The sequence below is a fragment of the Streptomyces sp. NPDC001135 genome, from assembly GCF_053598395.1.
This window is the reverse complement of sequence record NZ_JBSFKD010000001.1, coordinates 61,333-82,858: the sequence shown is the minus strand read 5'-3', so window position 1 is coordinate 82,858 and position 21,526 is coordinate 61,333. Positions and strand designations below refer to the sequence as shown.

At 72.7% G+C, this 21,526-nt stretch carries 22 protein-coding genes; 10 read left to right on the top strand and 12 right to left on the bottom strand.

The features are described from left to right. Positions 1-1,263, top strand: a complete 1,263-nt coding sequence (locus tag ACWC94_RS00450; RefSeq protein WP_450794118.1) for an MDR family MFS transporter — start codon at positions 1-3, stop codon at positions 1,261-1,263. Between the two features lie 72 nt (positions 1,264-1,335). Here the strand turns inward: ACWC94_RS00450 and ACWC94_RS00445 are convergent, their stop codons facing one another. From ACWC94_RS00445 to ACWC94_RS00435, 3 genes are all read right to left on the bottom strand, one after another. Continuing rightward, positions 1,336-1,566 carry a hypothetical protein gene (locus tag ACWC94_RS00445; RefSeq protein ID WP_450794117.1) on the bottom strand — a complete coding sequence of 77 codons (231 nt, stop codon included), beginning with the start codon at positions 1,564-1,566 and terminating at the stop codon, positions 1,336-1,338. A gap of 101 nt (positions 1,567-1,667) precedes the next feature. Then, positions 1,668-3,890 (bottom strand): FG-GAP-like repeat-containing protein, encoded by a 2,223-nt coding sequence (locus ACWC94_RS00440; protein WP_450794116.1) that lies wholly within the window; start codon positions 3,888-3,890, stop codon positions 1,668-1,670. 123 nt (positions 3,891-4,013) lie between these two features. Next, positions 4,014-4,223, bottom strand: coding sequence for a hypothetical protein (locus tag ACWC94_RS00435; RefSeq protein WP_450794115.1), 210 nt, complete (start codon positions 4,221-4,223; stop codon positions 4,014-4,016). Positions 4,224-4,747: 524 nt separating this feature from the next. On the opposite strand from ACWC94_RS00435, the gene ACWC94_RS00430 reads away from it, so the two are divergent. Next, positions 4,748-5,221 carry a carboxymuconolactone decarboxylase family protein gene (locus tag ACWC94_RS00430; protein ID WP_450794114.1) on the top strand — a complete coding sequence of 158 codons (474 nt, stop codon included), beginning with the start codon at positions 4,748-4,750 and terminating at the stop codon, positions 5,219-5,221. A gap of 19 nt (positions 5,222-5,240) precedes the next feature. Here ACWC94_RS00430 and ACWC94_RS00425 read toward each other — a convergent pair whose 3' ends face one another. After that, positions 5,241-5,666: a DUF2000 family protein gene (locus ACWC94_RS00425; protein WP_450794113.1), complete on the bottom strand. Its 426-nt coding sequence runs from the start codon at positions 5,664-5,666 to the stop codon at positions 5,241-5,243. A 49-nt stretch (positions 5,667-5,715) separates the two neighbouring features. Between ACWC94_RS00425 and ACWC94_RS00420 the strand changes: the two genes are divergently transcribed. Together ACWC94_RS00420 and ACWC94_RS00415 are read left to right on the top strand one after the other, a co-directional pair. Further along, complete coding sequence (locus ACWC94_RS00420; protein WP_450794112.1) at positions 5,716-6,510, top strand: AraC family transcriptional regulator; 795 nt, start codon at positions 5,716-5,718, stop codon at positions 6,508-6,510. Positions 6,511-6,596: 86 nt separating this feature from the next. Further along, positions 6,597-6,980: a hypothetical protein gene (locus ACWC94_RS00415; RefSeq protein ID WP_450794111.1), complete on the top strand. Its 384-nt coding sequence runs from the start codon at positions 6,597-6,599 to the stop codon at positions 6,978-6,980. Between the two features lie 19 nt (positions 6,981-6,999). Here ACWC94_RS00415 and ACWC94_RS00410 read toward each other — a convergent pair whose 3' ends face one another. Next, entirely contained in the window at positions 7,000-7,503 is a 504-nt protein-coding gene (locus ACWC94_RS00410) for a YbjN domain-containing protein (RefSeq protein WP_450794110.1), read from the bottom strand. Continuing rightward, positions 7,496-8,833 (bottom strand): D-inositol-3-phosphate glycosyltransferase, encoded by a 1,338-nt coding sequence (gene mshA, locus ACWC94_RS00405; RefSeq protein WP_450794109.1) that lies wholly within the window; start codon positions 8,831-8,833, stop codon positions 7,496-7,498. The genes ACWC94_RS00410 and mshA overlap by 8 nt, the downstream gene beginning before the upstream one ends. Before the next feature lie 235 nt (positions 8,834-9,068). Between mshA and ACWC94_RS00400 the strand changes: the two genes are divergently transcribed. From ACWC94_RS00400 to ACWC94_RS00390, 3 genes are all read left to right on the top strand, one after another. Beyond that, positions 9,069-9,854, top strand: a complete 786-nt coding sequence (locus tag ACWC94_RS00400; RefSeq protein WP_450794108.1) for a class I SAM-dependent methyltransferase — start codon at positions 9,069-9,071, stop codon at positions 9,852-9,854. Positions 9,855-10,023: 169 nt separating this feature from the next. Continuing rightward, positions 10,024-11,097, top strand: a complete 1,074-nt coding sequence (locus tag ACWC94_RS00395) for an NlpC/P60 family protein (RefSeq protein ID WP_450794107.1) — start codon at positions 10,024-10,026, stop codon at positions 11,095-11,097. Positions 11,098-11,382: 285 nt separating this feature from the next. Beyond that, positions 11,383-12,687, top strand: coding sequence for a PP2C family protein-serine/threonine phosphatase (locus ACWC94_RS00390; protein ID WP_450794106.1), 1,305 nt, complete (start codon positions 11,383-11,385; stop codon positions 12,685-12,687). 74 nt (positions 12,688-12,761) lie between these two features. Here the strand turns inward: ACWC94_RS00390 and ACWC94_RS00385 are convergent, their stop codons facing one another. The 3 genes from ACWC94_RS00385 to ACWC94_RS00375 all read right to left on the bottom strand — a co-directional run bounded on the left by ACWC94_RS00385 (position 12,762) and on the right by ACWC94_RS00375 (position 14,375). Then, positions 12,762-13,100: a DUF2516 family protein gene (locus ACWC94_RS00385; protein ID WP_450794105.1), complete on the bottom strand. Its 339-nt coding sequence runs from the start codon at positions 13,098-13,100 to the stop codon at positions 12,762-12,764. Between the two features lie 108 nt (positions 13,101-13,208). Then, a complete protein-coding gene (locus ACWC94_RS00380; protein ID WP_450794104.1) occupies positions 13,209-13,805 on the bottom strand; it encodes a hypothetical protein in 597 nt (198 codons plus the stop codon). Between the two features lie 78 nt (positions 13,806-13,883). Beyond that, entirely contained in the window at positions 13,884-14,375 is a 492-nt protein-coding gene (locus tag ACWC94_RS00375; protein WP_450794103.1) for a helix-turn-helix domain-containing protein, read from the bottom strand. A 163-nt stretch (positions 14,376-14,538) separates the two neighbouring features. Here ACWC94_RS00375 and ACWC94_RS00370 point away from each other — a divergent pair, with 163 nt between their 5' ends. Continuing rightward, positions 14,539-15,399 carry a GNAT family N-acetyltransferase gene (locus ACWC94_RS00370; RefSeq protein ID WP_450794102.1) on the top strand — a complete coding sequence of 287 codons (861 nt, stop codon included), beginning with the start codon at positions 14,539-14,541 and terminating at the stop codon, positions 15,397-15,399. Between the two features lie 3 nt (positions 15,400-15,402). On the opposite strand, the gene ACWC94_RS00365 is transcribed toward ACWC94_RS00370, so the two are convergent. From ACWC94_RS00365 to ACWC94_RS00355, 3 genes are all read right to left on the bottom strand, one after another. Further along, positions 15,403-16,269 (bottom strand): RNA polymerase sigma-70 factor, encoded by an 867-nt coding sequence (locus ACWC94_RS00365; RefSeq protein ID WP_450794101.1) that lies wholly within the window; start codon positions 16,267-16,269, stop codon positions 15,403-15,405. After that, positions 16,266-16,844 (bottom strand): carboxymuconolactone decarboxylase family protein, encoded by a 579-nt coding sequence (locus ACWC94_RS00360; RefSeq protein WP_450794100.1) that lies wholly within the window; start codon positions 16,842-16,844, stop codon positions 16,266-16,268. Before ACWC94_RS00360 ends, ACWC94_RS00365 begins: the two co-directional genes overlap by 4 nt. Before the next feature lie 74 nt (positions 16,845-16,918). Continuing rightward, the gene (locus ACWC94_RS00355; protein WP_450794099.1) at positions 16,919-18,265 is read right to left on the bottom strand and encodes an aminotransferase-like domain-containing protein; all 1,347 of its coding nucleotides are present in this window, start codon (positions 18,263-18,265) and stop codon (positions 16,919-16,921) included. A gap of 161 nt (positions 18,266-18,426) precedes the next feature. Here ACWC94_RS00355 and ACWC94_RS00350 point away from each other — a divergent pair, with 161 nt between their 5' ends. Together ACWC94_RS00350 and ACWC94_RS00345 are read left to right on the top strand one after the other, a co-directional pair. Continuing rightward, positions 18,427-19,065 carry a LysE family translocator gene (locus tag ACWC94_RS00350; protein WP_450794098.1) on the top strand — a complete coding sequence of 213 codons (639 nt, stop codon included), beginning with the start codon at positions 18,427-18,429 and terminating at the stop codon, positions 19,063-19,065. 82 nt (positions 19,066-19,147) lie between these two features. Continuing rightward, the gene (locus ACWC94_RS00345) at positions 19,148-21,514 is read left to right on the top strand and encodes an ATP-binding cassette domain-containing protein (protein ID WP_450794097.1); all 2,367 of its coding nucleotides are present in this window, start codon (positions 19,148-19,150) and stop codon (positions 21,512-21,514) included. The last annotated feature ends 12 nt before the right edge of the window (positions 21,515-21,526 follow it).

Sequence of the window (21,526 nt, the reverse complement as noted above, 5' to 3'; positions counted from 1 at the left end):
ATGTCCGCAGCCCGTCTCCGACGTGCCGCCCGGGAGACCGTCTCCGGACTCCCCCGTGAGTTCTGGTGGCTGTGGACCAGCACCCTCGTCAACCGGCTCGGTGCGTTCGTGGCCACCTTCATGGCCCTCTACCTCACGCTCGACCGCGGCTACTCCGCCTCGTACGCCGGTCTCGTCGCGTCGCTGCACGGGCTGGGCGGGGTCGTCTCCTCGCTGGGCGGCGGGGTGATGGCCGACCGGCTGGGGCGGCGGCCCACGCTGCTCATCGCCCAGTCGGCCACCGCCGCCTCCGTCGCGCTGCTCGGCTTCATGACCGACCCCGTCACGATCGCCGCCGTCGCCTTCCTCGTCGGCATGGCCTCCAACGCCTCCCGGCCGGCCGTGCAGGCGATGATGGCCGACATCGTGCGGCCCGAGGACCGGGTACGGGCCTTCTCCCTCAACTACTGGGCCATCAACCTCGGCTTCGCCGTCTCCTCCACGGGCGCCGGGTTCGTCGCCGAGTTCAGCTACCGCGCCGGATTCCTGATCGAGGCCGGGATGACGGCGGTCTGCGCTCTCGTCGTCTTCCTCAAGCTGCCCGAGTCGCGGCCCACGGCCACGGCCAGGCAGGCCGGCTCCGACGTCAGTCTCGGCACCGTGCTGCGCGACGGGCGGTACATGGCCGTCGTCGGACTGTCCTTCCTGGTCGCGCTGGTCTTCCAGCAGGGGTCCGTGGGGCTGCCGGTGGCCATGGGGCGGGCCGGGTTCTCGGCCGCCGACTACGGCCTCGCCATCGCGGTCAACGGCATCATGATCGTCGCCCTGCAGATCCCGGTCACCCGCTTCATCGAGCACCGCGACCCGCGGACCCTGCTGGTGGTCTCCTCGGTGCTCGCCGGGTACGGCTTCGGGCTCACCGCCTTCGCCGGTTCCGTCGGCGTCTTCGCGCTCACCGTCTGCGTGTGGACCCTCGCCGAGATCGTCAACGCCCCCACCCAGACCGGGCTCGTGGTCCGGCTGTCCCCGGTGCACGGGCGCGGTCGCTACCAGGGCGTCTACACCCTGTCCTGGTCCGTCGCCGCCCTGGTCGCACCGCTGATGTCCGGCGCGGTCATCGACCGGCTGGGCGCGGAGTGGCTGTGGGGGATGTGTGCGGCGGTGGGGACGGTCGCCGGCGTCGGATACGGCGTGCTCATGCGCGGGCTGCCGGGCGAGAGGCCGGTTCCCGCTCAGCCGTCGTCCGCTTCGGTTCAGGTCGCCGAAGTCCGGGGAGAGGCCTGAGGCTCTCCCACGCCCCGCACCGAGAGCATCGCGGTGCGGGGCGTCCACGGGGAAGGAAGGTACGGCCCGCCGTCAGTGGCCGAACTGCCGGTCGAAAATGCCCCCGACCTTGCCGAAATCAGGCATGTCCATGTCGGTGTCGGACGCGCCCTGGCCGACATCGGACATGGCCGGTGCGCTGCTCCCGGACTCGACTGCGGCGTTACCCATGTCGTCGTTGTCGTCGGCCAGGGCCTGGGCCGCGCCCCCGAGCAGAACGGTCCCGGCGAGAGCGACGGCACCGAGTGCGGCACGTACACGCATAAGCATCTCCTTCGATCGATGTGTGATCGTCAGAGGTATGCCGCCGGCCCCCGGGCGAGAAGCGTTGACGTGCACACAAGCACCCGATTAGGGGCCTGCCGTCACGACAGGGTGCGGCCCGTCCAGCCCGAGCCGACGCGGACCCGGCTGCCGAAGGTGCCGTGGCCGTTGCCCGGGTTGAGCCAGGTCACGCCGTCGGAGTCGACCGAGAGCAGGTCGGCCCGGCCGTCCCCGTTCAGGTCGGCGGCGCCGAGCACCTGGCGGTAGCTCTTGCCCCAGTCGCGGAAGACCAGCACACGGTCGGCGAGCTTGCCGGTGCCGGTGCCGTTGTAGCGCCACAGCTCGCCGGAGCCGTCGAGGGCGAGTACGTCCCCGTGCCCGTCGCCGTCGAGGTCCCCGGCGCCGATCACCCGGGTGTACCCCTTCCAGGCGGACCGGATCTTGACGCGCGGGGCGAATCCGGCGGTGCCGTCGCCGGCGTACAGGTAGACGTCACCGGTCGCGGCGGAGCGGGCCAGCAGGTCGGCGCGGCCGTCGCCGGTCAGGTCGCCGGGACCGGTGAGGACGTCGTAGCCGCGCCAGTCGCTGCTGGTCCTCTTGTACGGGGACGTCGGCGCGGGCAGCCGGCCCGCCGGGGTCTCGTACACGCGGGCCTCGCCGGTGGGCAGCACGGCGAGGACGTCGTTGAGGCGGTCCCCGTTCAGGTCGCCGAAGCCGGTGAACCGGGTGCCGGCGGGCCAGCCGGTGGTGACGGCGCCGCTGTGCACGGAGCCCGTGGTGAGGTGGCCCGCGGCGTCGCCGTCGTACCGGGTCAGGGTCGTGCCGCTCAGGGCGAGTACGTCGGCGCGGCCGTCGTCGCCGTAGTCGCGGGCGCGGGGACGCGGACGGGTGGTGCCGGAGACGGTGTGCAGCGGGCCGCCGAGCGCGGAGCTGTCGTACCAGAGCGCGGTGGGACGGGTGCCCGCGACCGTGAGGGCGCCGCCGACGGTCCGGTTGCCGGTGGTGGTGGCCAGCGTCTTGGGGGCCGACCAGCCGCCGCGGGTGCGGAAGGCGGAGACGAACCGGTACGAGCCGTTGCCGATGGACACGGTCCAGGCCGCGTGCACGGTGCCGTCGGAGGCGAGGGCGGAGGTGACGGGCGCGCCGGGACGGCGGTCGTCGGCCTGCTCGACGGCGGCCCAGACGCCGGTGCGGGCGGAGCGGGTGGTCGAGACGACCGCCTTGTCCGCGGCCCCGACGAGGGTGACGTCGCCGTTCGGGGCGGTCAGCGGGCGGGGCAGGGCACGGGGGGCGTACCAGCCGGTGAGCCCGGTCTGCTCGGCGGCGCTCCACGCGTCGCCGGGAGCGGCCTTGCGGGCGAAGCGGACGGGGCCGTCGACGCTCGCCCACAGGAGGGTGAGGCCGCCGGCCGGGTCGGCGTCCAGGCGCAGGGCGCCGGGCCGGGTGCCGGCGACAGGGGTGAGGTCCTCGGCGGCACCCCACGCGGTCGCGCCGGCCTTGCGCTCCATGATCCGGGAGTAGTACGAGGGGCCGCCCGGAGGGGTGGAGCCGCCGCCGTCGCGGGGGCGGTCGTCGAGGTTCCACGCGACGGCCGCGTTGCCCGCCTTGTCGAGGGTGGCGTGCAGCCCGGTCAGGAAGAACTCCCCGTCTTCGGCGGCGCTCGTGACGGTGTCGAACACGGTGGGCTCGGACCAGGCGTCGCCGGGGGCCGGCCGCTCGGCCATGCGCAGCTCGCGGCCGCCCGCGATCCGGACGGCCCAGACGGCCGTGAGGCGGCCGGTGGCGCTGCCGAGGACCAGGGGGTACTCGGCCCAGGGGGAGAGGGTGGCGACGGCGGCCGGGTCGGACCAGCGGGTGGCGCCGGGTGCCAGGGTCGCGGCCTTCAGCAGGCTCCCGCCCTCCGGCAGGCGTTCGCTCCAGTAGGCGATGAAGGAGCCGTCGGCCTGCGGGGCGAGGGTGCTGTCGGAGAGGTCGGCAGTGGTGGACAGCGTCCGGGGCGCGGCCCAGGTGGTGGTGCCCGCGGGGCGGACCTGGACGGTGAGCCGGCGGACCGCCGCGGTGCGCGTGGGGTCCTGGGGTTCGTCGCGCAGGGCGACGAGGGCGCCGTCGGCGCGGGCCTGCAGGCCCAGGACGCGGTGCTGGGCGCCGGCGGCGAGCTCGGTGGAGGTGCCCCAGACGCCGGGCTGTACGGGGTCGGTGGCCACCGTGGCCGTCCCCGTCGCCGTCATCGCCGTCGCCGCCTCGGCGGACAGTGCGGGCAGGGCACCCACCAGGCTCCCGCTCAGCACGAGCGCGAAAGCCCCTTTGACGGCATACGAGTTCACGATCCGGCCCCCCCAGACCCCAGACTTGGTAATGAAAGTGTGTGGATCTTATAGGGCCGGAGTGACCGAGCCCCCCTGCCGGGATTTCTCCCGTCAGGGGGCTCGGTGCGGTGATCCGGGTGATCAGAGGGCGGCGTTGAAGCCGACCTGGTGGGACTGGCCGAGGGCACCCAGCGCCTCGCCCTTGGCGACGTCGAGCTGGGACAGCAGGTCGGCGCTGCTGAGGGTGGTGGAGTCGACGGTGAGGCCGGCCTCGGGGCTCAGGCCGCCGGCGACGGTGTCGAGGTCGGCGTCGGAGATCTCGAGGGTCTGCACCTGGTGAGCGGAGTTCATGGGGAAACTGCCCTTCGCATGGGTGGTCCACAGGGGAAGCGGCCCGGCTGGGGACAGACGGTGGGCCGCGACCGCAGGCGCGCGCCGTCCTTTTCAGGACACCGTGGCGCGTTCCCGGCGGCGCGAGCGATCAAATCACGGAGCGCTCCGGGCATCCAGCCAACCGAAGCCCGGACCGGGCCAGTTGGCCGTGCCGGGTGACCGAACGGTGCGCGCGCGGTCACGCTTTGGCGGCAGCTTCTCCACACGCCGGGGCACTCAGGAGGGCCGCGGCTCTTGCCGGCGCCCTGCCGGCCGGGACAACTCCGTACCAACGGAACCCGCGGTTCCGCAGTTGCGTACGCGCTGTGCAGATTCGGGCGTGATCTCCGCGGCGGGCAGGCCGGCCGGGCGCACTGCGCATCGTGTGGCGCGCGTCACGGGCGGTCGTGTCACATCTCCCCGGATCGTTCCGTCACACAGACGTAGCCACCAGGCACCGAACACACGGGCAGCCGACCCCAGCCACCACCCGGGAGCAGATCATGGACGCGCGTCTGAACCTCTTCGAGAACCCCGTCTCCGCCAAGTTCCTCAAGCACGTCAACACGGCCGGGAAGGCGGTCTCGGACTCCGGCCTGCCGGCCGCGACACAGGAGCTGGTGAAGATCCGGGCCAGCCAGATCAACGGCTGCGGGATGTGTCTCGACATGCACACCAAGGACGCGGCCGCCGCCGGGGAGACGGCGCAGCGGCTGCACCTGGTCGCGGCCTGGCGGGAGGCCAAGGTGTTCAGCGACGCGGAGCGGGCCGCGCTGGAGCTGGCGGAGCAGGGCACCCGGATCGCCGACGCGTCCGGCGGCGTCCCGGACGAGGTCTGGGCGAACGCCGCCAAGCACTACGACGAGGACCAGCTCGCCGCCCTCGTCGCGCTGATCGCCCTCATCAACGCCTACAACCGCGTCAACGTCCTGGTCCGGCAGCCCGCCGGCGACTACGTGCCCGGCATGTTCGGCTGAGGGCCGGCGGGCAGCCGCGTCACGGGTGCATCCGGGCCCCCTTCAGCACCTTGTCCACCCCGTTCCTCGGGCCGTACACCGCCAGCCCCACCAGGTCCAGCCCGTGCGTCGGTACGGCCCGGACCGCCGCGCGGTTGCGGCGGTCGTCACCGGTCCCGAACAGGTCCGAGGTGAAGACGGCGCGGGGCAGGGCGCGGCTCATCGCCCTGCCGTGCGCCGTCTTCAGGATCTCCTTCGTGCCCTCGAAGACCAGCACCGGCTGGCGGAACATGGGCAGGTAACCGACCCCGTCCGCGTCCTCGTACGGCTCGCCGATCACCTCGGGGACCTGGCTGCCGAGGCCACTGACCAGGAACGCGGTGACGTTCAGGCGCTGCCAGGGCGCCAGGTCCGCACGCAGCAGCACGGCGATCTTCGTGTCGAAACGGATGGGTTCAGCGTTCATGGCATGAGACTGCCGGGCGCCGTACGGCGCGGTCTTGTACGTTCTTTGCGTGGTCGCCCGGCAGGAGGTCAGCGCGTGGCGCCCCCGTGTCCCGGGCGTCACCGAGGTCTTCCACGCCCGCTTCACCGAGTACGCCTACCCGATGCACGTCCACGACGCCTGGACGCTGCTCATCGTGGACGACGGGGCCGTGCGTTACGACCTCGACCGGCACGAGCACGGCACCCCGCACGACACCGTCAGCCTGCTCCCGCCCCACGTACCGCACAACGGCTCACCGGCCACCCCCGACGGCTTCCGCAAACGGGTCGTCTACCTCGACAGCAGCCGTCTCGGCGACGATCTCATCGGCCGCGCAGTCGACACGCCCGATCTGCGGGATCCCGTGCTGCGCCGGCGCGTCGGGCAGCTGCACTCCGCCCTCGCCCGGCCCGGTGACGAACTGGAGGCGGAGAGCAGGCTGATCCTCGTCGGGGAGCGGCTGCGGGACCATCTGCGCCGGACGGCCGCCCCGGAGCACCGCCCGGATCCCGTTCTCGCCCGTTCGCTGCGGGAGCTGCTCGACGCCCGGGTCGTCGACGGTGTCCCGCTGGCGGAGGCCGCGCGTGTGCTGCATGCCCATCCCGCCCATCTGGTGCGGGCGTTCAGCGGCGCGTACGGCATCGCCCCGCACCAGTACCTGGTGTCGCGGCGGGTCGGGCGCGCCCGGCGGCTGCTGCTGGACGGGCTGGCACCGGGCGAGGTGGCCTCGGTCACCGGGTTCTACGACCAGGCTCATCTCACCCGGCACTTCAGGAAGCTGGTCGGGGTGACACCGGGGCGCTACCGGCTCGGCTCGCGCTGAGCGTCGTTCGGCCGCTGCCGCCCTCCCTCGGTGGATCGGCGGAAGACCTCCGCCCCGCCGCGGCCCTGGTCGCCCTCGGTGTCGGCATGGCCCTGGCGGCGCCCTCGGACGACGACCCCCGTCCCGAGCCGGGCGTCACGAGCTCCCAGCCGCCGGACACCGGCTCCGGGGGCACGTCCGTCGGGGTCAGCACCGGCGCGGACGGCACCGGCGGCGACACCGCGGGCTCGGGCAGTAACGGCGGCGCCACCGGCGGAGGCGGCACCGATCCGAGCCCGAGCGCCCCCACACCCTCGGGCGATGCCTCCACGCCGCCCGACCTGAGCGAGCTCAACCGGCGCATCACGGAACTCGACAAGAGGGTCGACCCGCTGCCGACCAAGAGGGAACTGGCCGACGCCCTGCGGGCCTTCGCCGACGAACTCGACCACCGCGGCGGGAACGGCAAGCCGGAGCCGGACCCGTCCTGAGCCTTTGGACGACCCGCGGTCAGTCGGCGGGGCGTTCGATCAGGTGCCGGAACGCGTCCAGGTTGCGTGTGGACTCGCCGCGCGACACGCGCCAGGCGTACTCCTTGCGGATCGAGGAGGCGAAGCCCAGCTCCAGAAGGGTGTTGAAGGCGCCGTCGGCCGCCTCCAGGACCTGGCCGAGGAGACGGTCGATCTCGTCGGGGGTGACGGAGGCGAGGGGCAGGCGGGCGGTGACGTAGACGTCGCCGAGGCGGTCGACGGCGTAACTCACGCCGTACAGCTTGAGGTTGCGCTCCAGGAGCCAGCGGTGGACTCCGGCCTCGTTCTCGTCGGGGTGCCGGATGACGAAGGCGTTCAGAGAAAGGGAGTGGCGGCCCACGAGGAAGGAGACCGTCGTGGACAGCTTGCGGGTGCCGGGGAGCTTGACCACGTAGTTTCCGGGCCCGGGGCTCTCCCACTCCAGTTCGGCGTCCTTCAGGACCGCTTCCAGGACCTGCCCGACCGCCTTGTTGCCCTCACCCATGGTGGGAGCGTACGCGACGGCGGTGGGACTGGGTCGCGGCCGTGTAGACGTCGGCGGTCGCGGCGGCCGCCCTGTCCCAGCCGAAGGACTGGGCGTGGCGCGCGGCGGCCTCGCCCATGCTCGCCGCGAGGGACGGCTCGTCGGCGAAACGGCTCAGCACGCGCGCGTAGTCGGCCGGGTCGTGGCCGTCCACGAGGAACCCGGTGCGGCCGTCGCGCACGGCCACCGGCAACCCGCCGACCGAGGCCGCGAGCACCGGCGTGCCGGCCGCCTGCGCCTCTATGGCGACCAGGCCGAAGGACTCGCTGTAGGACGGCATCACGAGCACGGACGCGGCCCGGAACCAGTCCGCGAGCTGCTCCTGGCCGACCGGCGGGCGGAACCGTACGACGTCCGCGATGCCGAGCCGCGCGGCGAGCTTCTGCAGGCCCTCGGGCTTGGCGAGCCCGCTGCCGCTCGGGCCGCCGACGACCGGGACGAGGATGCGCGAGCGAAGCTCCGGGCGCTCGTCCAGCAGCACCGCCACGGCGCGCAGGAGGATGTCCGGGGCCTTCAGGGGCTGTATGCGGCCGGCGAAGAGCGGGATCAGGGCGTCCTGCGGCAGGCCGAGGCGGGCGCGGGCGGCGGCGCGGCCGTCGGCCGGGCGGAAGCGGTCGAGGTTGACGCCCGGGTGGACGACGGCGACCTTCCCGGGGTCGGCGGCGTAGTGCCGTACCAGCTCGTCGGACTCCTCCGCCGTGTTGGCGATGAGCCGGTCGGCGGCGGCCACGATCTGGGTCTCGCCGATGACCCGGGCGGCGGGCTCGGGGGTGTCGCCGTCGGCCAGGTTGGCGTTCTTGACCTTGGCCATGGTGTGCATGGCGTGCACCAGCGGCACGCCCCAGCGCTGGGCGGCGAGCCAGCCGACGTGGCCGGAGAGCCAGTAGTGGGAGTGGACGAGGTCGTAGTGGCCGGGGCGGTGACCGGCCCAGGCCTGCATCACGCCGTGTGTGAAGGCGCACAGCTGGGCCGGGAGCTCCTCCTTGGCCAGGCCCTCGTAGGGGCCCGCGTCGACGTGCCGGACGAGGACGCCGGGGGCCAGCTGGACCGTGGGCGCGAGGCCGCCGGCCGTGGCCCGGGTGAAGATCTCGACCTCGATGTTGATCGCGGCGAGCCGCTGGGCCAGCTCCACGATGTAGACGTTCATGCCGCCGGCGTCGCCGGTGCCGGGCTGGTGGAGCGGAGAGGTGTGCACGGAGAGCATCGCGACCCGTCGGGGCCGGCGGAGCAGACGGAGCCGTGACGCGGCCGACGGGGAACGTCGCCCGAGCCTGCTGACGTACTGGCTCACGTGGCGGTCCTCCTTGCTGCGGGCATGCCGGACGGAGGACCGACCTCGCCCTCCACGGTGGTCCAACAGCGGACGGGTGCGCTGCCATTTCCCAGCCACGGGGCTTTGCCCAATCATTACCTTCGGGTGCGATGCCCGCGCCCCTCCGGGGCTCCCCCTTACCCTCGTACGCATGACAGCCCGCGCCGCATCCCTCCCCCACGCTCGGCTTCGCTCGAGCGGGGGGACCCCCGTCGTGGGAACGGTGACACGCGGGACCACCAACCCCAACCGGCTGCGCCGCATGGACCGCTGGATCGCCGCCACGCACGGCGGCGAGCTGCGGCGCGCCGGCGATCCCCTGGCCGTCGACCTCGGCTACGGCGCCGCCCCCTGGACGGCGGTGGAGCTGCTCGGGCGCCTGACGGCCGTCGAGCCCCGCGCACGTGTCGTCGGCATCGAGATCGAGCCGGAACGGGTCGCGGCGGCCAAGGCGTACGAGCGGGAGGGGCTCGCCTTCCGGCACGGCGGCTTCGAGGTCCCCGTGCCCGGGCGGCCGGTACTCATCCGGGCCGCCAATGTGCTGCGCCAGTACGACGAGACCGAGGTCGCCGCCGTCTGGGCCCGGCTGTGCGCACGGCTCGCCCCGGCGGGCGGCGGCTCGCGCGGCGGGCTGCTGGTCGAGGGGACGTGCGACGAGATCGGGCGGCGGCACGTATGGGTGGCGCTCGGTCCGGAGGGGCCGAGGACGGTGACGTTCGCGACCCGGCTGGGCTCCCTGGAGCAGCCCTCCGACCTCGCCGAGCGGCTGCCGAAGGCCCTGATCCACCGCAACGTCCCCGGCGAGCCCGTGCACGCCTTCCTGCGGGACTTCGACCGCGCCTGGGCCGCCGCCGCGCCTTACGCCTCCTACGGCGCCCGCCAGCGCTGGCTGCGCGCGGTACGGGACCTGACGGCCGACTGGCCGGTGACGGACTCCCCGGCGCGCTGGCGGCAGGGCGAAGTGACGGTGGCGTGGGAGGCGTTGGCGCCACTGAGCTGATCTCACCCGTTCGGACGTGGCGGGACGGAACGAACCTCGTGCACCGTTCGTCACACCGGCGGGGAGATCGTCGCGCCGCCCGCCTCTGTCGCTTTGCGGCGCGGCATGGCACCATCCCCGGGACACCGTAAGTTACTGACGGTAAATCAGCTTGGGGGTAGGTGTGGTGATGGGCTGGGGCAAGCGCGGCATCCTCTCGGCCGCCGTGACCGTGGTCTGCGCGGTGACCGTGCTGGGCGCACCCGGCACGGCCTTCGCCGCCCCGAAACCGACCCCGGGTCCGAGCACCTCCCCGACTCCCCCGCCGAGCAAGGACCTTGAGCAGGTCCGCGAGAAGCTCGACGGCCTCTACCACGACGCGGCCGTCGCCACCGACGCCTACAACGCGGCCGAGGAGAAGGCCAAGCAGCAGTCCGCCACGATCGTCGCGCTGGCGAAGAAGATCGACCAGGGGCAGCGGCGGCTCGCCGCGCTCCGGAACCAGGCGGGTGCCGCCGCCCGCGAGCAGTACCGCACCGGCGGCATGCCGCCCGCCGCCCAGTTCCTGCTCAGCGACGATCCCGGCCAGGTCCTGGACGGGGCGGGCCTGGTGCTGCAGGGCCAGCGCGCCACGAAGTCCCTGATCGGCGAACTGGCCGACACCCAGAAGCAGTTGCGGGGCTACGCCGACGACGCCGCCGAGCAGTGGAAGAAGCTGGACACCGAGCGCACGGCCAAGGCCGCCGCCAAGAGGAAGATCCAGCAGCAGATCTCCGCCGCCGAGAAGCTCGAGTCCGAGCTGGAGAAGAAGGACCGGGAACGGCTCGCCAGGCTGGAGGAGCAGGCCGCGCTGATGGCGCAGACGAAGTGGCTCGACACCGGCATCCTCAAGAAGGTGCACGGCGCGGCGTCCGCGCAGGGCGAGAAGGCCGTCGCGTTCGCCACCGCCCAGCTCGGCAAGCCGTACGTGTGGGGCGCCGAGGGCCCGAAGACCTACGACTGCTCCGGCCTGACCTCCCAGGCCTGGGCGGCGGCCGGCCACCCCATCCCGCGCACCTCGCAGGAGCAGTGGAAACAGCTCAGGCACGTCGACGTCAAGGACATGCGCCCCGGCGACCTCATCATCTACTTCGACGACGCCAGCCATGTCGCGATGTACGTCGGCGACGGCGCGATCATCCACGCCCCGCGCCCCGGACGCACGGTGACGGTCGCGGGCGCCGGCTCGATGCCGATCCTGGGGGTCGTACGACCGGACGCGTGAGGCGGGTCATATGACGGCGCACACGCCTCGCGTGGACCCCGTGTGACCCACCGCACGCCCAACCCCCGTACAAAACCGGGTGCCGCGTGAGCTTCGTCATCCCCGCCGCCGGGTCGTCCTGTCCAACTGTCGTACGGAAAGCGGCATATGACAGCGGCCTGAGCGAGAGCGACGCGGCTCACACCATTCCATCGGGGCGGGCCGAGCCGCTATGGTCACCCGTCGGTGGCTCCGAGACCCTCGGTGCCGCCCATGCCCTCGGGGGGAGGGAAGGAACCCACGACGATGCCCGTACCCGTACCGCGGCAGAGAGCGATCCCGGCCGTGGAGAGTGGTCAGGCGCAGGCTGCCCCGGTTGCCGGCGGCGGCCCCCTCAAGGAAGAGGCCCACCGCGACGCCACGACCGCGCACGCCACCGGCGCCACTCTCACCCTGCTGCTGATCGAGGACGATCCGGCCGGCTCGCCGATCGTGCCCGAACTGCTGGACCCGTCCGGCAAGCCGATCCGCGTCCGCACCGCCCGCAACCTCACCGAGGCCGAGCGGCTGCTCACCGACGACGTCCACTGCATCCTGCTGGACCTGGCGCTCCCGGCGCCGGGCGGCAGCGACACCGACGACGAGCTGGCCGTGCTCCGGCACGTCCTCCGGCTCGCGCCCCGGCATGCCGTCCTCGCGCTGACCGCCTCCGGCGACGCCGAGCGCGGCGCCGAGGCCGTGCGCGTGGGCGCGCAGGACTACCTCTTCCGCGACGAGCTGGACGGCCGGCTGCTCAGCCGCGCCATCCGGTACGCGGTGGAGCGGAAACGCTCCGAAACGGCCGAGCGGCGGCTGGCGGAGGGCCGGCTGCGCGCACAGGAGAACCGCCGCCTGGAGCGCGGGCTGCTGCCCACGCCCCTGCTGGACGGCTCCTCGCTGCGCTTCGCCGCCCGCTACCGCCCCGGCCGCTCGCGCGCGCTGCTCGGCGGCGACTTCTACGACGCCGTCCGCACACCCGACGGCACCGTGCACGCCATGATCGGCGACGTCTGCGGCCACGGTCCGGACGAGGCCGCGCTCGGTGTGGAGCTGCGCATCGCGTGGCGGGCGCTGACGCTGGCGGGCCTGAGCGGCGACGAACTGCTCGGCACCCTCCAGGAGGTGCTGGAGCACGAGCGCGCCGACGACGAGATCTTCGCGACGCTGTGCACGGTGGACATCGCCCCGGACGGCCGCCACGCGGGCCTGTGCCTGGCCGGCCACCCCGCCCCGCTGCTCGCCCGCCCGGGCCGCACGGCGCGGCTGCTGCCCTACGACAACAACGGCCCCGCCCTCGGCCTGCTCCCCGGCGCCCGCTGGCCGCGGATGCAGGTGGAGCTGGGGTCCGAGTGGAGCCTGATGCTCTACACCGACGGTCTGATCGAGGGCCGCGTCGGTGAGGGCGGGGAGCGGCTCGGCCAGGACGGCATGGTGGAGATGATCCGCCGGCAGCTGTCCGAGGGGCTGCGCGGGGAGAACCTGCTGCGGGCGGCGGTGAGTGAGGTGCGCGACCTCAACGGGGGCGAGCTGACGGACGACGTGGCCGTGGTGCTGCTGGACCGGGCGCCGTAGGGCATCCCGCCACAGGGGTTCTTCGCCGTCTCAGGGCGCGGGTGCGTGGGGGGCCCGACGGCGGGATGGCGACCCTACCGGCCGCCGTTCCAGGGGCCGTAGGGACCATCGCTGCTGCTGCCGCGCCCGCGGCGGCGGAATCCCCGGCCCCCGGAGACCTGCTGGAGCGCCGGCCTGACGTCCACGAAGAAGACGATCGTGGCGACCAGACCCGCGAGCTGCAGGAACAGCATCGGGACGAACAGGTTCACGGCGACTGCGACGCCGAGGATGATCAGCCAGAAGCCCTTGTTCTGCTTGTCCGCGGCGCGGTACGCGTCCTCGCGGTAGACCGCGGCCATCACGAACGCCACGATGGCGAGCGCCAGCATGGCGGTGAAGATCAGCCACATCGCTCCGCCGACTGCCGTCATCAGCACAATGCCCACCACCCGAGTCAAGTCGTCCGTACAGCCACCGTACCCGTACAACGGGCCGGACACCCCCAAGGTGCCCGGCCCGTGGTCACGTCCCGGTCCCGGTCACTTGGCCGGGGGAGTCGTCTTCTTCGCGGTGGTGGACTTGCGGGGAGCCGGGGCCTTCTTCGCCGCCGGCTTCGTCTCCGCGGCGGGCTCGGCCTGGGCCCCGGCCGGCTTCGGCTCGTCAGTGGCCCCGGCCGGCTCGGGCCTGCCCTCGACGGTGATCGCCAGCTCCTCGATCTCCTCGGCGGCCTCGCCGCGCCAGCTCTTCACGGCCTGCTCACCGTGCTCGGCGACCTTCTCGTAGGTCTCGCGGGCCCTGACGGCGTACTCGGCGGCGACGCCGACCCCGCGCAGGGCGAGGTCCTGGGCCTGCTCACCGAGCTTCTTCAGGTCGACGTCGAGGGTGCCGATGAACTCGTTCACCTTGGTCTGGAGGGTCTCCTGCGCCTCCTTGGCCCGCGCGGCGGCCTTCTCCTGCACGGCCTTCGGGTCGGTGTTGCGCACCGCCTCGATGCGGGCCGGGGCCTCGGCGCGCAGCTGCTCGACCAGGGCGGGCACCTTCTTGGCCTGCTGGAGGGCGAGGTCGGCGGTGCCGGCGGCGAAGTAGAGCGGGGTCGGGTCGCTGAGGGTCTTGCGCAGGTCGTCGGTGATCGCCATGGTGATCAGGTCCTCCCGGATTCGCGTTCGGCTGAGGTTGGTGTGGTCCGCGGTGGGGCGGCCGGCGCCCTGGTCCGGTTACCCGGCCGTCCGCCGCGGACCGGCATCGGCATCGCTTCCGTCGGCCGTGCGGGTGCCGCGCACGGCGGTGCCGCCGGTGTCCTCGTCCGCGTCCCCCGCCTGGTCCGCCCCGTCCTCGTCCGAGGCGGGCTCGCCGATCCCGAATCCGTTCTCCTTGCGGAAGGACTCGTAGATCTGCAGCAGCACCTGCTTCTGCCGCTCGTTGAGCGAGGGGTCGGCGAGGATGACGGCGCGCGTCTCCACTTCGTCCCGGTCCCGCTCGGCGTCGAGGATCCCGGCGCGGACGTACAGCGTCTCGGCGGAGATGCGCAGCGCCTTGGCGACCTGCTGGAGCACCTCCGCGCTGGGCTTGCGCAGCCCGCGCTCGATCTGGCTCAGGTAGGGATTGGACACCCCGGCGGCGTCGGCGAGTTGCCGCAGCGACAGCTGGGCGTTCCGCCGCTGCTCGCGCAGGTACTCACCGAGGTTGCCGACGTTCAGCGATGCCATACCTCCACCTTGCCCCACTCTCGCTAACAATTGCAAGCACCTGCTTGCAAGAGTGTGCCGAATGGAGTCGCGGCCGTAACGCGCTCCTCGGAAACTCCGGATCCCCGGAGGTGACCGTGCGGCTGCCCGCCGGTTCCTGCACAAGCCCGCATAAGGTCCGGGCATGCGCCCGGACGACTGGCACCTCACCGACGACGTCGACGACTTCCTCGCCCGAGCCGGGGACTTCCTGCGCTCGCGCCCCGCCCTGCACACCATGCCGCTGACGGTGACCGAGAAACTGCGCACCCGGGGGACGGCCGCACACGGCACCGGCGCCGGAGCCCCCGTCTTCGGCCGGCTGGAGTGCGCGGGCGAGGTCGGCGCCACCTTCTACCGCCTCCCCTCCCGCGGCCTGAGCGTCACCTCCCTCACCCCCGAGCAGGCCGACGCCCTCGCCGCCCACCTGGTCGCCCTCGGGCACTCCCTTCCCTACGTCAGCGCCGACCACGGCACCGCCTCCGCTTTCGCCGAGGCCTGGCAGCGGCACACGGGCGCGACGCCGACCCTCCGGGTCCGGCTCCACCTGTACCGCCTCGGCACGCTCACCCCGCCGGAGCCGGTCCCGCCGGGCCGGGGCCGGCTCGTGGGCGAGCAGGACCACGAGCACCTCGTGCGCTGGTGCCGCGAGTTCGCCGCGGACGTCGGGGAGGCCGTCCCCGTCGACGCCGCATCCTGGGCCGGCACACGCTTCGCCGAGAAGCGCTACACCTTCTGGGAGACCCCGGACGGCACGCCCGTCTCCATGGCGGGTGTGAACCCGATGGTCGCCGGCCAGGTCCGGGTGGACCCCGTCTACACCCCGGCCCACCTGCGCGGTCGCGGCTACGCGGGCGCCGTGACGGTCGAGGTGAGCCGGGCCGCGCTGGCCGCGGGCGCCACGGAGGTCGTGCTGTTCACGAACGCGGCCAACCCCACCAGTAACGCCCTCTACCAGCGCATCGGATACGTCCCGGTCACCGACTTCGCGGTGTACGACTTCTGACGCCTACCGGGCGAGCCGGGTCGGTTCGTTCAGGCGGGTCAGCTTGTGGGGGTTGCGGACGACGTGGATACGGGTGATCCGGCCGTTCTCCACCGTGAGGCTCACCGCACTGGGTTCGCCGTCGAACTCGATCCGGCCGGCCGGTGTGCCGTTGAGCCACACGGCCGTCGCCTCCAGCCTGTCCACCACCCGGTGGGCGCGCGCGAGCACCTCCGCCACCTGGCCGGCCCCGTGGAACGGAACCAGCGCGGCGGCCACCACCCCGCCCCCGTCGGTGACCATGACCACGTCCGGGGCCATGACCTCCAGCAGGTCCTGCAGCTGCCCGGTGCGCAGCGCGGTCAGGAAGCGTTCCACCACGGCCTGCTGCTCCGCGCGGCTCACCCGCACGCGCGGACGCCGGGCCGCCACGTGCTCGCGGGCGCGCCGCGCGATCTGCCGTACCGTGGCCGCCGTCTTCCCGACGGCCTCGGCGATGTCGCCGTAGCTCAGCTCGAAGACCTCGCGGAGTACGAACACCGCCCGCTCGGTCGGCCCGAGGGTCTCCAGTACGGTCAGCATCGCGACCGAGACGCTCTCCGCCAGTTCGATGTCCTCGGCGACATCGGGGCTGGTCAGCAGCGGTTCCGGCAGCCACTCGCCGACGTAGTCCTCGCGGCTGCGCGCGAGGGTGCGCAGCCGGTTGAGCGCCTGCCGGGTGACGATCCGGACCAGGTACCCCCGCGGGTCGCGCACCTGCGCGTGGTCGGCGCCGGCCCACCGCAGCCAGGACTCCTGCAGCACGTCCTCCGCGTCGGCCGCCGAGCCGAGCATCTCGTAGGCGACCGTGAACAGCAGGCTGCGGTGGGCGACGAACGGGTCCTGTGTCATGCCGCCGGTGCCGGCTCGGACGTCGCGGGGCGTGCGGCCAGGGGGATCTCGCAGGCGTCGGAGAAGCCCTGCGACTTCACCCCGAGCGCCGTGTTGTTCCTGGTCGCGTAGTTGGCGAAGGCGATCGACCCGGTGATCTCGACCAACGCCGCCGGGCCGAGCCGGTCCAGCAGGCGCGCGGACAGGTCGTCCGAGACGGTCGGCGGCGTCGCCGTCATGGCCTCGGCGTACTCCATCACGTCCCGCTCCAGCGGGGTGAAGACGTCCGACTCCCGCCAGCGCGGTACCTGACTCGCCTTGGTCAGGTCCAGGTTCTTGTTCTGCGCCTGGAAGTAGTTGATGTCGAGGCACCAGCTGCAGCCGACCTGCGCGGCGACGGCCATGTGCGCGAACGACTTCAGGCTCTCGTCCGCCGCGTTCCACCCGCTCACCCTGACCCCCATCTCCTGGCCCGCCTGGGCGACGGCGGGGTTGTGCCAGGTGGCCTCCAGGGGTTCGGGCACGGCGCCGAGCTGCTCGATCAGGCTCTTCCTGATCTCGGGGTCGACTTCTGCCTTCGGGACGCGGAGCGTCATGGTGTCCTCCTCGTGTGCTTACCGGTTCGGCATGAAGACACCGCCGAGGGCGAGAATGTGACATCCACGCGTCGTCAGTCGGTGACGAGGTCCTCCGGAGCCGACCGGGCGAGGCCCGCGAGGGTGCCGAGCGCCTGGGTGAGGACGTCCGGCCGGGCCGTGGCCAGGCCCAGGCGAACAGCGTTCGGCGCGTGGTGGTCGCCGACGGTGAACGCGGCCGCGGGTACCACCCCGATGCCGTGCCGTGCGGCGGCGGCGACGAACGTGTCCGCGCGCCACGGACGCGGCAGCCGCCACCAGCAGTGGAAGGAGCGCGGATCGCTGCGCACGGCGAAACCGGCCAGCTGACGGGCCGCGATCTGCTGCCGTACCGCCGCCTCCCGCTGTTTGGCCCGCACCAGCTTGCGCACGGTGCCGTCCTGCTGCCAGCGGTGGGCGGCTTCCAGGGCGAAGCGCATGGGCACCCCGCCGCCCGAGCGCAGACAGGCGGCGATCTCGCTCGCCAGGGCGGGCGGAGCCACCGCGAAGCCGAGGGTCAGACCGGGTGCGATGCGCTTGGACAGGCTGTCGACCAGGACGGTCCGTTCGGGGGCACGGGCGGCGAGCGGCGGCAGTTCGTCGCGCAGGAACGCCCAGACGGCGTCCTCGACGGCGGGCAGTGCGAGCCTCTCCAGGACCTCCGCCAGCTCCGCGACCCGCTCCTCGGGCATCGACAGCGACAGCGGGTTGTGCAGCCTCGGCTGCACATAGACGGCGTGCAGTCCGAGCGCGGCGTGCGCCTCGGCCACGGCCTGCGGGACCAGTCCGTCCTCGTCCATGGCCAGCGGTACGAGGGTGATGCCGAGCCGCGCGGCCACGGCCTTGACGACGGGGTACGTCAGCTCCTCCACACCGAGGCGACCGCCCGGCGGCACCAGGGCGGTGACGGCGGCCGAGAGGGCCTGGCGTCCGTTGCCCGCGAACAGGATCCGCGCGGGGTCGGGGCGCCAGCCGCCGCGGGCCAGGAGTTCGGCGGCGGACTCCCGCACGGCCGGCAGGCCGGCCGCGCCGACCGGCCCGAGGGTGTGGCCGAGCGCGTCGGGGCGCAGCAGCCCGCCGAGCCCGTCGGCGAGCAGGGCGCTCAGCTCGGGGACGGCCGGGTAGTTGAGCCCCAGGTCGACGCGGGTGGGCGCCGGTTCCGTGAGCGCGAGGGCAAAGCCGCCCGGGTCCGCGGACGCCGCGCGCACGAACGTGCCGCGTCCCACCTCGCCCACCGTCAGGCCGCGGCGGGCCAGTTCCCGGTACACGCGTGTGGCGGTGGAGTCGGCGATGCCGCGCTGCCGCGCGAAGGCGCGTTGCGGGGGCAGGCGGTCGCCGGGCCGCAGGGCGCCGGACCTGATCTCCTCGGCCACGGCGTCGGCGACGCTCCGGTAGTCCTGCACGACACGGCTCCCCTCGTCACCCGGGCCCATCCCACCACATAATTGCACCGAGCGCAATATTCTGATTGCACTGAGATATTGCCCCGCCTTACGCTCCTGGCATTGCACCGCGACCGGCGTCGCGATACACACCGCGACCGGCGCTCGACGAGGGGGTTTTCATGGTGGAACCGAGCGGGATCCTCGGTGTGTCGGTGGTGGCACTCGGCATGGTGCTCACCCCCGGCCCGAACATGATCTATCTCGTCTCCCGGAGCATCACCCAGGGCCGGCGCGCCGGGATGATCTCCCTCGGCGGTGTGGCACTGGGCTTCATGGTGTACCTGCTCGCCGCGAACCTCGGCCTGTCGGTCGTCTTCCTCGCGGTGCCCGAGCTGTACGTCGCGGTGAAGCTGGCCGGCGCCGCCTACCTCGCCTTCCTCGCCTGGAGCGCGCTGAAGCCGGGCGGCATCTCCGTCTTCGACCCGCAGGACGTACCGCACGACTCGCCGCGCAGGCTGTTCACCATGGGCCTGATGACGAACCTGCTCAATCCGAAGATCGCCATCATGTACGTGTCCCTCATCCCGCAGTTCATCGACCTGGACAAGGGCCATGTCCTGCTCCAGGGGCTGATCCTCGGCTCGTTCCAGATCATGGTCAGCGTCGCGGTCAACATGACCATCGTGCTCGCCGCCGGCACGATCGCCGCCTTCCTCTCCCGCCGTCCGTCCTGGCTGAAGGCGCAGCGCTACCTGATGGGCACGGTCCTCGGCGCGCTGGCCGTCTCCCTGGCCGCCGACACCTCGGGCCCGGCGTAGCCGGCCGAGGCCGCCGGGAGCCGTCGGGAGTCGTCAGGATTCGAGAAGCGCCGGCCGGTGCGCCCCCGCTAGCGTGGCCGCCATGGACCTCACCGCCCCGCACGCCGCCGACAGCCACGACCTGATCCGGGTGCACGGCGCCCGCGAGAACAACCTCAAGGACGTCAGCGTCGAGCTCCCCAAGCGCCGGCTGACGGTGTTCACCGGCGTGTCCGGCTCCGGCAAGAGCTCGCTGGTGTTCGACACGATCGCCGCCGAGTCACAGCGGCTGATCAACGAGACGTACAGCGCGTTCGTACAGGGCTTCATGCCCACGCTGGCACGGCCCGAGGTCGACGTGCTCGACGGGATCACGACCGCGATCATCGTGGACCAGCAGCGGATGGGCGCCGACCCCCGCTCCACCGTCGGCACCGCCACGGACGCCAACGCCGTGCTGCGCATCCTGTTCAGCCGGCTGGGCAGGCCGTACATCGGCTCGCCGAAGGCGTTCTCCTTCAACGTGGCCTCGGTCAGCGGCGCCGGTGCGGTCACCGTGGAGCGCGGCGGACAGCAGGTGAGGGAGCGGCGCAGCTTCAGCGTCACCGGCGGGATGTGTCCGCGCTGCGAGGGCCGGGGCACGGTCTCCGACCTCGACCTCACCCAGCTCTTCGACGACTCCCTGTCCCTCAACGAGGGCGCGCTGACCGTCCCCGGCTACAAGTCCGGCGGCTGGAACCACCGCCTCTACACCGAGTCCGGCCTGTACGACCCCGACAAGCCGATCCGGCGGTTCACCAAGCGGGAGCTGCACGCCTTCCTGTACAAGGAACCGACCCGGATGAAGATCGCGGGCATCAACATGACCTACGAGGGTCTGATCCCGCGCATCCAGAAGTCGATGCTCGCCAAGGACAAGGAGGGCATGCAGCCGCACATCCGGGCGTTCGTGGACCGTGCGGTCACCTTCACCACCTGCCCGGAGTGCGCGGGCACCCGGCTCACCGAGGCGGCCCGGTCCTCGAAGATCGCGGGGGTCAGCATCGCCGACGCGTGCGCGATGCAGATCAGCGACCTGGCCGCGTGGGTACGGTCCCTGGCCGAGCCGTCGGTGGCGCCGCTGCTGGACTCGCTGCGGCACACCCTCGACTCGTTCGTGGAGATCGGCCTCGGCTATCTCTCCCTCGACCGGCCGGCGGGCACCCTGTCGGGCGGTGAGGCCCAGCGCGTGAAGATGATCCGCCACCTCGGCTCCTCGCTCACCGACGTCACGTACGTCTTCGACGAACCGACCATCGGGCTGCACCCGCACGACATCCAGCGGATGAACGAGCTGCTGCTGCGGCTGCGCGACAAGGGCAACACCGTGCTGGTCGTGGAGCACAAGCCGGAGGCCATCGCGATCGCCGACCACGTCGTCGACCTCGGCCCCGGCGCGGGTACGGCGGGCGGCACCGTGTGCTTCGAGGGCACCGTCGAGGACCTGCGGGCCAGCGGCACGCTCACCGGCCGCCACCTGGACGACCGGGCCGCCGTCAAGGACACGGTGCGCAAACCGGCCGGCGCCCTGGAGATCAGGGGCGCGACGACGCACAACCTCCAGAACGTCGACGTGGACATACCGCTGGGCGTGCTGTGCGTCGTCACCGGGGTCGCCGGCTCCGGCAAGAGTTCACTGGTGCACGGGTCGATCCCGGCCGGTGAGGGTGTGGTGTCGATCGACCAGACACCGATCCGCGGTTCGCGCCGCAGCAACCCGGCGACGTACACCGGGCTGCTGGAGCCGATCCGCAAGGCGTTCGCCAAGGCCAACGGCGTGAAGCCGGCGCTGTTCAGCGCCAACTCCGAGGGCGCCTGCCCCGCCTGCAACGGCGCCGGGGTCGTCTACACCGACCTGGCGATGATGGCCGGTGTCGCCACGACCTGCGAGGAGTGCGAGGGCAAGCGGTTCCAGGCCTCGGTGCTGGAGTACACCTTCGGCGGGCGGGACATCGCGGAGGTACTGGCGATGTCGGTGACCGAGGCGGAGGAGTTCTTCGGGGCGGGCGAGGGGCACATCCCGGCGGCGCACAGGATCCTCGACCGCATGGCCGACGTCGGCCTCGGCTACCTCACCCTCGGCCAGCCGCTCACCACCCTGTCCGGCGGCGAACGCCAGCGGCTGAAGCTGGCCACGCACATGGCCGACAAGGGCGGGATCTACGTCCTGGACGAGCCGACGACGGGCCTCCACCTGGCGGACGTGGAACAGCTCCTCGCCCTCCTGGACCGCCTGGTCGACTCCGGCAAGTCGGTGATCGTCGTGGAACACCACCAGGCGGTCATGGCCCACGCCGACTGGATCATCGACCTCGGCCCCGGCGCCGGCCACGACGGCGGGCGCGTCGTCTTCGAGGGCACCCCGGCCGAGCTGGTCGCTGCGCGGCCCACGCTGACCGGGGAGCACTTGGCGCAGTACGTCGGGCGGTGACGCGCCGTCGAA

Bases quoted from the DNA above. Each gene is read 5' to 3' on its own strand.
- ACWC94_RS00435 (WP_450794115.1), bottom strand. From the start codon at position 4,223: ATGAACTCCGCTCACCAGGTGCAGACCCTCGAGATCTCCGACGCCGAC.
- ACWC94_RS00360 (WP_450794100.1), bottom strand. From the start codon at position 16,844: ATGACGCTCCGCGTCCCGAAGGCAGAAGTCGACCCCGAGATCAGGAAG.
- ACWC94_RS00415 (WP_450794111.1), top strand. From the start codon at position 6,597: ATGGCCCTGGCGGCGCCCTCGGACGACGACCCCCGTCCCGAGCCGGGC.
- ACWC94_RS00365 (WP_450794101.1), bottom strand. From the start codon at position 16,269: ATGACACAGGACCCGTTCGTCGCCCACCGCAGCCTGCTGTTCACGGTC.
- ACWC94_RS00380 (WP_450794104.1), bottom strand. From the start codon at position 13,805: ATGGCGATCACCGACGACCTGCGCAAGACCCTCAGCGACCCGACCCCG.
- ACWC94_RS00395 (WP_450794107.1), top strand. From the start codon at position 10,024: ATGGGCTGGGGCAAGCGCGGCATCCTCTCGGCCGCCGTGACCGTGGTC.
- ACWC94_RS00350 (WP_450794098.1), top strand. From the start codon at position 18,427: ATGGTGGAACCGAGCGGGATCCTCGGTGTGTCGGTGGTGGCACTCGGC.
- ACWC94_RS00370 (WP_450794102.1), top strand. From the start codon at position 14,539: ATGCGCCCGGACGACTGGCACCTCACCGACGACGTCGACGACTTCCTC.
- ACWC94_RS00450 (WP_450794118.1), top strand. From the start codon at position 1: ATGTCCGCAGCCCGTCTCCGACGTGCCGCCCGGGAGACCGTCTCCGGA.
- ACWC94_RS00410 (WP_450794110.1), bottom strand. From the start codon at position 7,503: ATGGGTGAGGGCAACAAGGCGGTCGGGCAGGTCCTGGAAGCGGTCCTG.
- ACWC94_RS00385 (WP_450794105.1), bottom strand. From the start codon at position 13,100: ATGACGGCAGTCGGCGGAGCGATGTGGCTGATCTTCACCGCCATGCTG.
- ACWC94_RS00430 (WP_450794114.1), top strand. From the start codon at position 4,748: ATGGACGCGCGTCTGAACCTCTTCGAGAACCCCGTCTCCGCCAAGTTC.
- ACWC94_RS00390 (WP_450794106.1), top strand. From the start codon at position 11,383: ATGCCCGTACCCGTACCGCGGCAGAGAGCGATCCCGGCCGTGGAGAGT.
- ACWC94_RS00425 (WP_450794113.1), bottom strand. From the start codon at position 5,666: ATGAACGCTGAACCCATCCGTTTCGACACGAAGATCGCCGTGCTGCTG.
- ACWC94_RS00345 (WP_450794097.1), top strand. From the start codon at position 19,148: ATGGACCTCACCGCCCCGCACGCCGCCGACAGCCACGACCTGATCCGG.
- ACWC94_RS00445 (WP_450794117.1), bottom strand. From the start codon at position 1,566: ATGCGTGTACGTGCCGCACTCGGTGCCGTCGCTCTCGCCGGGACCGTT.
- ACWC94_RS00375 (WP_450794103.1), bottom strand. From the start codon at position 14,375: ATGGCATCGCTGAACGTCGGCAACCTCGGTGAGTACCTGCGCGAGCAG.